The 13,451-nt window shown below is 66.5% G+C and carries 13 protein-coding genes and 1 tRNA gene; 7 read left to right on the top strand and 7 right to left on the bottom strand.

Annotated features, from left to right (window positions below; all coding sequences use genetic code 11):
* Positions 1–12: 12 nt before the first annotated feature.
* Positions 13–1,113 (bottom strand): glycosyltransferase, encoded by a 1,101-nt coding sequence (locus NMLP_RS04190; protein WP_015408886.1) that lies wholly within the window; start codon positions 1,111–1,113, stop codon positions 13–15.
* A 23-nt stretch (positions 1,114–1,136) separates the two neighbouring features.
* Positions 1,137–2,213 carry a glycosyltransferase family 4 protein gene (locus NMLP_RS04195; RefSeq protein WP_015408887.1) on the bottom strand — a complete coding sequence of 359 codons (1,077 nt, stop codon included), beginning with the start codon at positions 2,211–2,213 and terminating at the stop codon, positions 1,137–1,139.
* 122 nt (positions 2,214–2,335) lie between these two features.
* On the opposite strand from NMLP_RS04195, the gene NMLP_RS04200 reads away from it, so the two are divergent.
* Positions 2,336–3,664: an NAD(P)/FAD-dependent oxidoreductase gene (locus NMLP_RS04200; protein WP_015408888.1), complete on the top strand. Its 1,329-nt coding sequence runs from the start codon at positions 2,336–2,338 to the stop codon at positions 3,662–3,664.
* A gap of 39 nt (positions 3,665–3,703) precedes the next feature.
* Here the strand turns inward: NMLP_RS04200 and NMLP_RS04205 are convergent, their stop codons facing one another.
* Both NMLP_RS04205 and NMLP_RS04210 read right to left on the bottom strand, forming a co-directional pair.
* On the bottom strand, positions 3,704–4,702 hold the full coding sequence (locus NMLP_RS04205) for an AI-2E family transporter (protein WP_015408889.1): 999 nt from the start codon (positions 4,700–4,702) through the stop codon (positions 3,704–3,706).
* A gap of 58 nt (positions 4,703–4,760) precedes the next feature.
* Entirely contained in the window at positions 4,761–5,363 is a 603-nt protein-coding gene (locus NMLP_RS04210; protein WP_015408890.1) for a DUF6149 family protein, read from the bottom strand.
* A 314-nt stretch (positions 5,364–5,677) separates the two neighbouring features.
* Here NMLP_RS04210 and NMLP_RS04215 point away from each other — a divergent pair, with 314 nt between their 5' ends.
* From NMLP_RS04215 to NMLP_RS04230, 5 genes are all read left to right on the top strand, one after another.
* Positions 5,678–6,922, top strand: coding sequence for an NAD(P)/FAD-dependent oxidoreductase (locus tag NMLP_RS04215; protein WP_049926134.1), 1,245 nt, complete (start codon positions 5,678–5,680; stop codon positions 6,920–6,922).
* Between the two features lie 75 nt (positions 6,923–6,997).
* A complete protein-coding gene (locus NMLP_RS04220) occupies positions 6,998–7,414 on the top strand; it encodes a DUF7124 domain-containing protein (RefSeq protein ID WP_015408892.1) in 417 nt (138 codons plus the stop codon).
* Between the two features lie 90 nt (positions 7,415–7,504).
* Positions 7,505–8,371 carry a hypothetical protein gene (locus NMLP_RS15030; RefSeq protein WP_015408893.1) on the top strand — a complete coding sequence of 289 codons (867 nt, stop codon included), beginning with the start codon at positions 7,505–7,507 and terminating at the stop codon, positions 8,369–8,371.
* 98 nt (positions 8,372–8,469) lie between these two features.
* Positions 8,470–8,997: a DUF5815 family protein gene (locus NMLP_RS04225; protein WP_015408894.1), complete on the top strand. Its 528-nt coding sequence runs from the start codon at positions 8,470–8,472 to the stop codon at positions 8,995–8,997.
* 118 nt (positions 8,998–9,115) lie between these two features.
* Positions 9,116–9,352, top strand: a complete 237-nt coding sequence (locus NMLP_RS04230) for a hypothetical protein (RefSeq protein ID WP_015408895.1) — start codon at positions 9,116–9,118, stop codon at positions 9,350–9,352.
* A gap of 202 nt (positions 9,353–9,554) precedes the next feature.
* On the opposite strand, the gene NMLP_RS04235 is transcribed toward NMLP_RS04230, so the two are convergent.
* The 3 genes from NMLP_RS04235 to NMLP_RS04245 form a co-directional block, all read right to left on the bottom strand.
* A tRNA-Met gene (locus NMLP_RS04235) sits at positions 9,555–9,629 on the bottom strand.
* A gap of 82 nt (positions 9,630–9,711) precedes the next feature.
* A complete protein-coding gene (locus tag NMLP_RS04240) occupies positions 9,712–10,164 on the bottom strand; it encodes a GtrA family protein (protein ID WP_015408896.1) in 453 nt (150 codons plus the stop codon).
* Between the two features lie 19 nt (positions 10,165–10,183).
* Complete coding sequence (locus NMLP_RS04245) at positions 10,184–10,951, bottom strand: glycosyltransferase (RefSeq protein ID WP_015408897.1); 768 nt, start codon at positions 10,949–10,951, stop codon at positions 10,184–10,186.
* A gap of 136 nt (positions 10,952–11,087) precedes the next feature.
* On the opposite strand from NMLP_RS04245, the gene NMLP_RS04250 reads away from it, so the two are divergent.
* A complete protein-coding gene (locus tag NMLP_RS04250; RefSeq protein WP_015408898.1) occupies positions 11,088–13,352 on the top strand; it encodes a DUF2298 domain-containing protein in 2,265 nt (754 codons plus the stop codon).
* Positions 13,353–13,451 lie beyond the last annotated feature (99 nt).

Here is a 13,451-nt window from a genome sequence, read left to right on the forward strand (position 1 = left end):
CGGCTCGCCACCTCATTCGAGCACAGACTCGTACACCGCCTCGAGGTCGTCGATAGACCGATCGACGCACAGTCGTCGCCGCCGCTCTTCGAGCCGCGTCGGGAGCCGTTCGGAGCCTCGGAGCGTCCGTTCGATCGCTCCTTCGAGGGCCGCCGTGTCGCCGGGCGGGAAGTGAGTCCCCGTCTCGCCGTCGATCACCGTCTCGGTCAGCGCGCCGGCGGCCGCGGCGACGACGGGCGTCCCACAGGCGATCGCTTCGAGCGCGACGAGTCCCTGCGTCTCGACCGGACTGGGGAAGACGAACGCGTCGAGCGCACTGTAAAAAGCCGGCAGTTCGGACCGATCGAGGAACCCGAGAAACGAGACGTCATCGCGGCCCGCCGCCCGGCGTTCGAGGCCGGGGCGCGCCGGGCCGTCACCGGCGAACACGACGGCAGCGTCGACGTCGGCGGTCGCGTCGAGGACGTCACCGAGTCGCTTCTCGTGGCCGTGCCGCCCGGTGTACCCGATCAGCGGGCGGTCGAGGAGGCCGTATCGGCGCTCGAACGCCCGCACCGTCCCGTCGTCGACCGGGCGGAACCGCTCGGTGTCGACGCCGTTCGAGACGACGTGCGTCGGCGTCCCGTTGGCCCGAAGGGACTCGGCAGCGTCCCGCGAGGGCGCGATCACGGCGTCGGCACCCGAGAGGAACAGCCGCTCGTAGCCGTCTGCGATCCGCCGGATGGGACCCTCGAGCGCGTCGCTGAGGTAGCCGGCGTACTCCGCCGCCGGCGTGTGGTAGGACACGACAAACGGTACCTCGAGGGCAGCCGCGAGGCGCCGGCCGGCTATCCCGAGCGCGAACGGCGTGTGGGCGTGAACCACGTCGGGGCCGCGCTCCCGAACCGAGCCCGGGACGGTCGGGGCCGCGATCCTGAATCCAGTGTAAAACGGAAACGGAACGCTCGGCACCGGACACTCGCCGGGGTCGGGGCTACGGGCGGCGGTCGCCGGGTAGACGACCGGCATCTCGCCGCCGCGTCGCCGCCAGCGCTCGCGCCACGTCCGGACGGTGTAGCTGACCCCGTTGACCGTCGGCAGGTACGTATCCGTGACGGCCGCGACGGTCCACATACCCTCGATTCGAGGACGCCGGTTTAGTCGGTTGCGTGTTCGTCCGCGGCGCGCTCTCTGGCCTCCTCGTAAGCAGCCTCGAGTTCCCGCCGGACCCGGTCGAAGCCGTGTTCGCGGGCGGTCTCGGCCGCCCGTTCGCCGAGACGTCTGCGGAGGCCCGGGTTCGCGGCGAGGCGCTCGATCGCCGCCTCGAACTCCGAAAGCGTCTCACACAGCAGACAGTCCTCGCCGTGGGTGTAGAACTCCTCGAACACCGGCAACCGCCGCAACACGACCGCCGCCCCGCAGGCCATCGCCTCCAGGACCGCGATGCCCTGGTTTTCGACCCGGGTCGGAAGACAGAACACGTCGCCCGCAGCGTACGCACCGCGGATGTCCTCGATCCAGCCGGTGAACGTGACGTTCTCCGGGGGGTTCGCGGTGAGCCGACGAACCGTCGGCGAGGCGTGAGGCCCGTCGTCGTAGGGACCGAACCAGACGAACTCGCGGTCGCTCCGGCGGGCGAGCCGGCAGAACGTCCCGACGCCCTTCCGCTCGAAGACGTTGCCGACCGCGTAGACTACGACGCCGTCGAGGCCGAACCGCCGCCGGTACGTCCGGCGTAGCGCCCCGTGCCCCGCGAGGGCCGCGAGGTCGACGCCGTTCGTGATCGTTCTGATCGGCGCGTCGACCGGGTACGACTGCAGCACCGACCTCGTGTACTCGCTCGGACACAGGAGGAGGTCCGCCCGCGAGTAGAGCCACGCGAGGTACCGCTGGAGGAGCGGGCCGGCGGCCGTCGATCCGCGAAAACTCCCGGCGAAGTCCTCGCGGGTGACGTGGGCGTGTGCGATCAGCGGAATGTCGTTGCGACGGGCGTGTTCGGCGACGGCGACCGTCCCGGGACCCGGGAGGTGACAGTGGGCCAGATCGAACTCCCGGAACGCGCCGTCGCCGATGGCTCGCTTATAAATGGCCGTCAGCGGGCCGCCGCCGCGCCACGGCGACGTCGAGAGCCAAAGCGGCGAGTCGGCCAACGCCGCCCGCTGATGACGGACGGCGGTCCCGATGCCGCTGCGCTGGAGGCGGTCGCGGAGTTCGAGGTAATGCAGGACACGCACGCGGGTCCGTTCGGCGGGAGCTGGTATATAAACCCCGGAGCGGGCGTCGCGGGCACCGGGGATCGTGCGAAAAGCCGGTGGTGCATGAAAAGAGCCAACACGCGCGGCGCCGACCGGACGGTATGATCGGCATCGTCGGCGGCGGCCTCGCGGGCCTCGCCGCCGCCCACCGCCTCCGGGAGGCCGGCCGCGAGGTCCGGGTGTTCGAGGCGTCGGAGTCGGTGGGCGGCCTCGCCGCCACCTACGAGACCGCGGGCGACCGGATCGAGGCGTACTACCATCACCTCTCGAAGTCCGAGGAGACGATCGTCGAGTTGGCCGCGGAACTCGGCGTCGACGACCGGATCGAGTGGCGGATCGGCGAGAACGCCTACTACGTCGACGGCGTCGCGCACCCTCTGGATACGCCCTGGGAGATCGCGGCGTACCCGCATCTCTCGGTATACGACAAGTTCCGGCTGGCGGCGCTGACGCTCGAGGTCGACGTCCGCGGCGGCCGGCCGCGCTTCGACACCTACGACGACATCGAGGCGTTCGAGGACGTCCCAGTCACGGAGTTTCTCCTCGAACACACCACCCGCGGCGTTTATGAATACTTCTTCGAGCCGCTGCTCGACGCCAAATTCGGCGACCGCAAGGACGACGTCTCGGCGGCGTGGCTGCTCGGCCGCATCAAGTTCCGCGGCGAACGGGATCTCCTGCGGGGTGAAGTACTCGGCTACCTCGACGGCGGGTTCGCCGTCCTCGTCGAGGCGCTCGTCGAGGCGGTGGGTCGAGAGCGGATCGACACCGGAACGGCCGTGACGGACCTCTCGTTCGGCCCGGGCGAGGGCCGGGCGTCGGAGCCCGCCGTCGAGTCGCTGACGGCCGGACACCGCAACGGTGAGACGGAGACGCACGACGTCGACGGCGTCGTCGTCGCGGCGATGCCCGACGTCCTCGAATCGCTGACCGGCTACGCCTGCGACATCGACTTCCAGGGGTCGGTCTGTGCGCTCGTCTCGATGCGCGAACCGCTGTTGGACACCTACTGGCTGAACATCGCCGACGACGCGCCGTTCGGGGCACTCATCGAGCACACGAACTTCGTCCCGCCGGCGCGTTACGGGGGCGAACACCTCCTCTACGTCGCGAGCTACGTCCAGGACCTCGACGAGGAGTTGTGGCAGCGCGACGACGAGGCGGTCGAGGAGCTGTGGCTCGAGGGGATCGAGGCGCTGTTCCCCGAGTTCGATCGCGACGCAGTCACCGACGTTCGCGTCTCACGGAACCCCAAGACGGCCCCGGTCTACGAGCGCGGCTACCTCGATATGGTCGTCCCGTACGACCTCGCGTCGGCGGGACTTTCGGGCGTTTATTACGCCGGGATGGCCTCACGGGCACAGTACCCCGAACGAAGCCTCGACGGGGCGATTGAGGCAGGGTACGCCGCCGCCGACCGGGTCCTGTGACGGTGAGTATCGAGCGACGGTAGGGCCTCGTCGTGTCCGCTACATCCGGTCGTACTCCGTGCGGAACGTCTCCAGCGTCGCCGCCAGCACGCCGATGGCGATGGGTCCGACGAACAGTCCGGTGAAGCCGACGGAGTAGACCCCCCCGGCGACCCCGACGAGAATCACTCCGGGATTCAACCCCGCCTGCTGGTCGATGAGGATCGGGCGGGCGTAGTTGTCGAAGAGGCTGACGATGACGACGCCGTATGCGAACAGCAACACCCCGGCGGTGACCTCGTCGATGACGAACAGATAGCCGGCGGCGGGACCCCAGACCAGAAACGAGCCGATGAGCGGCAGCAACGAGAGCACTGCCATCACGAACGTCCAGAACACCGAGTTGGGAATGCCGGCGATCCAGAGTCCGACGCCGGCGAGAAGCGCCTGCACCAACGCCACGATGATGTGACCGATGACGACGCCCCACGTCGTCGCATCGATCTTCTTCGCCAGGTCCTCGACGACGTGGGGCGGCAACGGGACGGTGTCTTTGCTCCACTCGACGAACGCCGGCCCGTCGCGCAGTAGATAGTAGAGCAAGAACAACATGAGTGCGATCCCGACGCTGGCCTGGAGGGCGAACCTGAACACCCCGGTGTAGCCGTCGAAGAGCACCCGGATCAGTTGATCGCCCGCCGTCCCGAGCAGGTCCACGAGTTCGATGTCGACTTCGCGGCCCAGAAGTTCCGAAAGTCGGCTCTCGATCGCGGCCGTGTCGAGGTCCACCTCGCCGCTCGATATCGACCGAAGGTCGCTCACGAACTTCGAGACGATATACACGAGGGGAGCGATGATCGCGACGGTCGTCGCGACGATGAGGCCGAACGCCGAGGCGCTGCTGCCGATTCGCCCCTCGAGGCGACGATGAAGCGGGTACAGCACGTACGCGAGGATGAGCGACGCGATCATGTACTCGAGAAACGGGACGACGATGAGAAGCACAAGCGCCGAGACGAGCGCGATGACGAGGAGGAGAAACGCCTGCCCGCGATTCATACTGGTCCGTCGACACCGGAGGACAAAAGACTACGGGAGCCGACGGTTGACGGTGGAGCTACTCCGCGCCCTCGGGGTTCCCGTCGTCGACGACGGGCGATCGCCGGGGGTCAATCGAGTCGGGTTCGTCGGTGTCGCCCCCGACGACCGTCTCGCCGTCGCCTGTCTGTACGTACACGTCGTCGGCGAACCCCTCGATCGCGTTCTCGTACGCCGCGGTTTCGAGTTGCTCGGGGGTTGCGGGGGCGTCGGCGACGCCCTCGGCGGGGGCGAACACCCCGAGCGGGTCGTCGATCGTGATCTCGTAGCGCTCGAAGAACGCCCCGTAGCGTCGGTAGTGGGCCTCGAGTTCGTCGCTCGGGATCTCCATCATTTCGGCCCACCCGTGGCCGAAGAAATCGAAGTTCGCCTGGATGTGCGTGATCTCTCTGGCCTCGGCTTCCGAGTAGCCGGATTCGAGCGCGGCGACGTAGCTGTCCATCGTCGCGTCGAAGAAATCGTCGAGGTGGTCGCGGCGTTCCTCGCGGCGTCCTTCCTCGGCCTTTCCGAGGAAGATCTTCGTGTGCATCTTCACCAGGCCGTAGCGGGCGACGTCCCGAATGCCGGGTGTCGTGAGTGCCTTTTTCGACGCCCAGTGCCGCGGGTTCTGGTAGATTTTCATGCGATCGCTACGCTGTGCAGCGTCTTGAACGCCCTGCAAGCGGAACCGAAGCGTCGGCCCAACCGCCCCGAGCGCGGACAGGTGCGATACTAATGGACGAACGCACACAGGACGCACGAGGAGTACGCCGTTCGACGAAGCGACCGGCTGATCACTCCTGTGTCGGTGTTATGTGATTTCGTCCACCTGTACGAGTATCGGAGCCAAAAACGACGTCGGGGCAGGAAACGCCGGCCTTCAACCGGGAGGGCTCGCCGCGGGGCCGGCGTACACAGATGGCAATTAACATTAACCCGGATGGCTTACACGTCTTCATGTGTGCGTCCCACGTGATTATCGGTGACGGCATCGCCGGCGCCTCCGCGGCCGAATCGATCCGGGAAGGGGACCCAGAGGCCGAGGTCACTGTCCTCACCGAGGAGGGCGAAGCCCTGTACAACCGCATCCTGATCAAGGAGTTCGCCAAGGGGAAACTCCCCGCGGCGCCCGTCTCGATCCACGACCCCGAGTGGTACGACGAGCGCGACATCAACCTACACCTCGACACCGTCGTCACCGACGTCGACACCGACGCCTACGAGGTCCACACCCACGGCGGGGAGACCTACGAGTACGACAAACTCCTCGTCGCGACCGGCGGAACGCCGACGCAGCTCCCGGTCGACAACAGCGACGCCGAGGGCGTCCATCACTTCTGGACGTTCCAGGACGCCCGGGCGATCAAAGAGAGCGCGGCGGATGCCGAGAAGGGCGTCGTGGTCGGGGCCGGGCTGTTGGGCATCGACCTCGCGGCCATCTGCGGGGCCCAAAACGTCGACGCACACTACCTGATGCGCGGCGAATCCTGGTGGCGCTATGCGCTCTCGCCGGAGGGTGCGGAGCTGATCCACGAGGCCATGGAGGACATCGGCGTCACGCCGGTGTTCGACTCGGGCGTCGATCACTTCGAAACCGACGAGGAAAGCCACGTGACGGCCGCCGTCGACCCCAACGGCGAGCGCTTCGAGGCCGATTTCGCCGGGGTCGCGATCGGGCTGAATTTCAATACCGAGTTCCTCCGCGGCAGCGGGATCGAGACCGACAACGGGATCATCACCGACGAGTATATGCGGACGAACGTCGAGGACGTCTACGCGGCGGGCGACATCACCCAGTTCCACGACGTGATCCTGGGCGACCGTGCCCAAAACGGCGCGTGGGGGTCGGCCAAGGAACAGGGGTCGATCGCCGGCCAGAACATGGTCGCCGACGGTCCCGAGGCGGAGTTCTCGTGGGTCTCCTCGTACTCGATCACCCACTTCGACTTCCCGTTTCTCTCCTTTGGCCACCCGACCCGCGGCGACGACTCGGTTGAGCGGAAGTACGACGACGGGACCTGGCGCCGCGTCGCTCTCAAGAACGGCCGCGTCATCGGCGGCGTACTCATCGGTGACCTCTCGGCGCAGTCGGTGCTGAAGAAACTCGCCCGGCGACAGCTCGATGTCTCCGAGCGGACGGACCTCCTCTTAAAACAGGGCGTCGACATCGACGCCTTCGAGGAGCGAGCGACGACCGAGTGACCGGGCGGGCGGCCGGGCTGCCGGCGCCCGATCCGATTCCAAAGTGTTTTCTCCGGGCGTCCCCCCCGTTGATTCATGGACGGCGGCGGCTCATCAAACATGACGCTCGCGTTCGAGTTGGAAGCACTCAAGCAGCTTGCGAACCCCGAGGCGGTGTTCTCGGACGCCCGCTCGTGGAGTGAGTACGTCGGCGTCATCTCCGAGAGACCGACCTACGTGGTGACGAACTTCACCCGCAAAAAGCGGATCCGACAGGACTTCTTTTCGGGCCCCCGGGGGCGCGAGGAGAGCCTCGACAACGTCAAAGACCAGTTCCAGACCGACCGACACGTCTTCGTCGGGCAGGGCGAGGCGGACGAGGCGCTCGCCGAGGCGGCCGACTGGGAGTTCCTCCCGATCGATACGGCCGCCGAAGCGGCGGGGTGGGCGCTCGCGACAGAGGAGGAGGAGGACGAGGCGGCGGACGTCGAACGGCGGGACGATTGGCCCTGAGCCGGCTCTCCCGCCGCCGGAGTGGACCGGTCGTCGAGGACCGGAAACGATTCGGCTATCCTTAAGGGGGCGGCGGACGCGGACGCGAGTATGGGTATCGACATCGGTCAAGCGCTCCGGGAAGGAGCGTCCCGCACAACCGGAAAAAACGGTCTCGTTTTGGCTATCGTTTTCGCCGGTATCGCCCTCCTGACCACGGTGTTAGCGAATAGTTTCTTTGTTGAATTAGTTGAGCTTTTTTTAGAATTGATACAATCTACTTCCCCAGAGGAACTTGGCGTGTCTCAGCAAGAGTATGAACAGCAGGTACAACTGTTGAGCGAGCTGAGATCATCACTAACTGGACCGACAGTTATTGGACTTCCAATAAGCGTCGCATTTACTGGTATAGTCGCTACAGCATTCATTTCAGAAGCGATATCGGTTATTTTAGTAAGAATGTTTTCAAGAGACGACCTAGATACTATTTCACGCGATCTAATTATAGATGGCATACTAATGGCCACATTAAATGGATTTGTAGGAAAGATTATAGTTTGGGGATTGATAATAGCCACGTTCCCTCTTTTGATACTCCCTGCAGTATTCGTAGCAGTAGCGTTCTATTTCATGAGACAAGAAATCGCATTAAATAATAAGAATTTCATTCAGGCTATGGCAGATTCATGGCGGATAACCAAGGGTTCTCGAATCGAGGTTTTCCTTATAGGGGCTGTTCTAGTTCTTATTTCTCAACTCGAACCTGCCGCATCAGCGATCATTAATTCGATCACAACCATCGGTGGTGCTGTTGCCGGAGCACTTGTAGGAGGCGTGTTGGCCGTATTCGGCGCGGCGGTCGCGACACGGGCTTACGTCCAACTCGACGGTGCGGGAGACACGGTCGAGTCCGACTCCGACGAGGAGTTCGAGGACCCCTACGACGCGGCACTCGGCCCCGACGACCTCTCGCGGTGATCGGATCGCCCGCGCGGACGCCGATCGGGAGTCGGGTGGCCGACCGGGGAAGGGGGCCGAACGCTGGATTTAATCGCTTCGGCCGCCCACACCGAGTAATGCCAACGCCGCGTGTCCCCGGCGACGACGACCGGCTCGAACTCCCCTGCGGCGAGACGGTCCGCCCCGTCGATCTCGACATGGGGATCCGGGAACTCGAGTGTGCGTGCGGCGAGCGCCATGCCCTCGTGGTCGACGCGCACCCGATCTCGCGGTTCGTCCCCGAGTCGATCGTCGATGTGTTGTCCGAAAGCCTCGAGACCGACGACGAGTTCTCGGAGTTCGGCACGCCACATCTCATGGGGATGGTGCTCGAGGAGTTTCCCGAGGACACAGCCGTCGCCGACGTCGCTGACGACGGCCGGGTCGGCTACGCTCTGCTTTGGATTTTCGATTTCGACGCCCGTCGGCTCCACGAGGTCGTCGTCGAACTCCTCGTCGAGTTGATGGAACACGCCGCGAGCCACGGCGACTCGGCGACCGCCGATCGCTTCGAGGAGCAGATGCACGAGTTCGACGTGACGGCGTTCGTCGAGCAATACCGCCGCGAGCGGTCGTTCGATTCGGAGTTCGACGAACCGGTCTGACCGGCGGACGCGCAGCCGTCCGACGACCGAACCGCCCGCGGTCGGTCGTATCGCCCGCCAGCCTCGTATGACATTTGTCTGACGGATACTTATGATATGAGAGGCCGTGTGTATGCACATGCGCATACGCCGCGGCGAGTTCGAGCGTATCCGATCCGTCCTCTCGGAAGCCGACCCCGACGGGCCGCTGACCGCACGGGAGATCCTCGAACTGCTCGAAGACCACGGCGAGGAGTTCGACAGCGCCCACCGGATCGCGACAGTGCTCGGACGGGAGGCCGACGCGGACGCGGCCGACGTGGAAGTCATCAGGGATCAACCCTACCGGTATCGGATCGGCAGCGAGCGAAACTGAACCGTCCCGCGGTGGCCCGACAGCCCGAACCGAGGCCGAAACACCCTCCCAGCCGGGGTTCTCGGCGATCAAAACGGGGGTACGTCGGTGCGTCCAGAAAGGCAATACACTGACCGGCAGACACCGGAACAGCGGCGGGTCGACGGAGTCGAATCGACGGCTTCGGGTTCGGTTGTGGTTCGACGTCGAGTTGGCCGAAAAGTAGCGGGAGGACGATTTGAACGTCCGATCTCCGGGTTATGAGCCCGGCGGAATCTCCTGGCTATCCCATCCCGCTACTATCACGTAACTCGGTGCGGCAATTAAGGGTTGTGATTGACCTCCCGTCCGTTGAATCGTCCCGTGGTAGCACGCCTCTGTCAGCGTTCGTGAACGCGCCACGTCAGCAGGCTCTCGGTGACGTAGTTGACGACCATTCCACAGCAGATACCCGCGCCGCTGGCGACGAGCAACCACAGGTCGACCCCGAGCGCCGAGAGGCCGACGTGGAGGTGCCGATAGACCGCCGAGAACACGACGAGTTGAACGGCGATACCGCCCACACGGACGACGTTCGAGGTGGCTAGCCGCTGGAGTTTGGGCGCCATCCCAGCGCGGCCCGATCCGGGGAACGTCCAGCGCTCGTTGAGGACGAACATGACAACGATCGCCGCCTCGATGCCGAGGAACTTCGCCGCCTCCGGGGTAAGCCCGGCCGTCGCGAACGCGAGTAACACGGCGTTGTCACAGATCGCCCCGACGACCCCGACGCCGACGAACCGCCCGAACCGAAACGGGGCGTACAACGTTTCGCCGAGTTCCCGAAGCGTCATCGGCGGACGTTCTCGACCGTCATTGTCGGTGGCGGTCGACGAGTGCCGTTGGCTCGTCAGACCGTGCGATGGCGCGATGAAGCGGGCTGTTCTGGAGGCGCTTCGCGCGGTGGCGGGTCACGAGGAGGGCCTTCCCCATCGAGAGCGTCGTCCGGATCGGGTCGACAGTCGACCCGGGGCGATCTGTCCAGGCGATCGGCACTTCCCGGACCGACAGCCCGAGCGCCCCGGCGACCGCGAGGAGTTCGATGTCCCACGCGAAGCCGGGTTCACAGAGGTGTCCGCGGACGGTCGCCCACGCGTCGGCGGTGAGTGCCTTCGCGCCGCACTGGTAGTCGTACAGCGAGGAGTCGAGCGCTCGTCGGGCGACCCACGCGAAGCCGTCGCCGAGCAGCCGCCGGACGAGCGTCCGGTGGCCGACGACGGTCGAGTCGGGGTGGCGTCTCGACCCGGCAGCGACGTCGGCCCCGTCGAGCGCCCCGACGACGCGGGCGAGTTCGGCGGCGGCAGTACTCCCGTCGGCGTCGGCAAAGGCGAGCCGGTCGGTCGATACCGCCTCGAAACCCGCCGTGATGGCGGCCCCTTTCCCGCGGCGGTGGGAGACAGCGTTCACTTCGAGGGGGGGTACATCGAGCGCCGAGAGGGTCTGCCCGAGGCCCTCGTCCGGCGCGTCGAGTTCGACGCGAATCGTCTCGGGACCGAGTTCGGCGTCCAGATCGCGGAGGTACGACGCCAACCGCTCGGTGTCGGGTCGGAACGCCGGTACCACGATCCCGAGGCTTGTCATACGGATTGCTCCCCCCGCTGTGCGCAAAAACGATTCGGCTCGTACCGACAAACGATTCGGCTCGTACCGACACTAGAGCGGCCACACCATCGTCGACCCACAAGCGATATACGCCCCCACGCCGGGGATACGCCTGATGGAGTACGGGCTCGTCGCCCTCTGGCTCGTCGCCTACCTGTCGATCGGGGCGCTTTCGCTCCCGCTCGCCGGGACGGCGTTCTCGACGGTTCGGGGCCGTGGTGTCGCCTTCGCAATCCCCATCGGGCTCGTCACGATCACCGCCGTCGGCTACATCGTCGGGCACCTCGCGTTCGGGCTGCCGGCGCTGCTCGCCGGGCTGGCCGTCCTCGCCGTTTTGAGCGTCCGGTTCGGGAACTTCGAGCGCCGGCTCTGGCGATACGTCGTCGAAATCGCGGTCGTCTTTGCGGTCGCGTTCCTGTTTGTCGTCTCGCTCCGGGCTGTCTCGCCGGCCATTGCGCCGTTGCCGATCGCCGCCGGCGAGAAGTTCCTCGACTACGGGTTGCTCCGGTCGCTGCTGCGGAGTCCGGTGTTGCCCCCGGAGGATATGTGGTTTGCCGGCGAGGCCGTCCAGTACTACTACGGCGGCCAGATGCTGACCGCGTTGTTGGCGACGCTGACCGACACGGCCCCGCGGTTCGCATACAACCTCGCGTTGGCCGGGTTCTACGCCGCCCTCGTCACCGCCGCGTACGGGCTTGCAGGCGCGATTGCGGCCGACCACGGCGCGCCGCGCCGCTTCGCGGCGGTCGCTGCGGCTTTTTTTATCGGGATCGCCGGCAATCTCGACACGGCGGTGCGGGCGGTGGCTTGGGCGCTCCCCTCCGGCACCCTCGCTGCGCTTCCGGGTGTCGGGCCCGAACACGAGCTCCGTTCGTGGACGCCGACGGCCTTCTCCTACTGGGATTCGAGCCGGATCGTCGAGGGGACGATCAACGAGTTCCCGCTGTTCGCGTGGCTCAACGGCGACCTCCACGCCCACATGATGACGACGCCGTTCACGCTGCTTGTCGCCGGGCTGTGTTACGCGTACTGGCGGACCCCGCAGAGCGAAACCGACCACCGGCGGAGGCTGCTGCTCGCAACGGCCCCGGTTGCCGGCGTGCTCGCGATCACGAACACGTGGGATTTCCCCGTTGCCGGCGGGCTGGTCTTTTTGATGGTCGCGTTCGCGCCGGCCGATCCGGCGACGCTACTCCCGGAATCGATCCGACAGCGCATTCCGGCGCCGGCGGAGGCCGGAGTCGGCGCGGAACTCCGCCGTGACGGGCTAGCGCTCCTCGCAGCGGTTGCGGTGCTCGCTGTCGGGGCGTTGCTCGTCGCTCCCTTCTGGCTCTCCAGCGCGAGCACCCGAAGCCTCGGCCTGTTTCCGCCGAGGAGCGACCTGTGGCCGCTCGTCGTCGTCCACGGCGGGTTCCTCTCGCTTTTCGTGCCGTATGTCGGCGGCCGCTTGGTCGGCGACGCCGACGTCGATGCCGGGAGGGGATCGCTTGCCGTCGCTGCCACGGTCGCCATCGGGGCGATGCTGGCGTGGCTCGTCGGCTTTGCCGCCCTCGCGTTGTTCGGCCCGCTCTCGGTGGCCGCGTGGCTGACGCTACGGCGGCGTGCCGACGCGGGGTTCGAGACGCTGTTGGTGATCGCGGGGCTCGGCCTCGGTCTCATTGTCGAACTCGCCTATGTCGTCGAGCCCCAACAGCAGGGGACAGGGTTGGAGCGGCTGAACACGGTGTTCAAAGTGTACTCGCAGGTGTGGATCCTCTGGGCACCGGCGGCCGGCGTCGTCGCCTCGCGGTTGTTCGACCCCGCCGGGGCGCTCGAGGCCGTCGACACGCCGCGGTGGCGGTGGGCTGGAACCGCCCTCGTCGGCATCGTCATCGTGGCAACCGGGCTCTACGCCGGCTTTGCCGTGCCGGCACACCTCGGGGACGAGCCGGTCGGAAGCGACGGCGCGACGCTCGACGGAACGGCCTACGTCGACGCGAGGTACCCCGAGGAAGCGGCGGCGATCGCGTGGCTCGACGGCCGCGAGGGACGCCCGACGATCGTCACCGCCGCGCCCGGCGGCTACCGGTGGGAGCCGACCGACGGCGAGGGGGCCGCCGCACCGGCGAGTCTGACCGGGGTTCCGACCGTACTTGGCTGGATGCACGAAGAGCAGTATCGCGGCAGCGACCCTTACGAGACGCGGCTCGAGGACGTGACCGCGATCTACGAGGGCGGTCCCGACCGACAGTCCGAACTGCTCGATCGCTACGGCGTCGAGTACGTCTACGTCGGTCCCGCCGAACGGGCACGATACGACCTCACGGTCGAGTCACACCCACGGCTCGAGCCGGCGTTCGAGGGCGGCGAAACGGTCGTCTATGCGGTTCGCCGGGAGTGACCGTGTCGGAGTCGAACAGGCGGCGGGCTGTCCTCTGACGATCCGTCCACCGCGCTACCGCCTGCGGACCGCCAGCGATTCGTCAACGCATACGCGGAG

The organism is Natronomonas moolapensis 8.8.11 (genome assembly GCF_000591055.1).
In the GTDB taxonomy this organism is placed as follows: domain Archaea; phylum Halobacteriota; class Halobacteria; order Halobacteriales; family Haloarculaceae; genus Natronomonas; species Natronomonas moolapensis.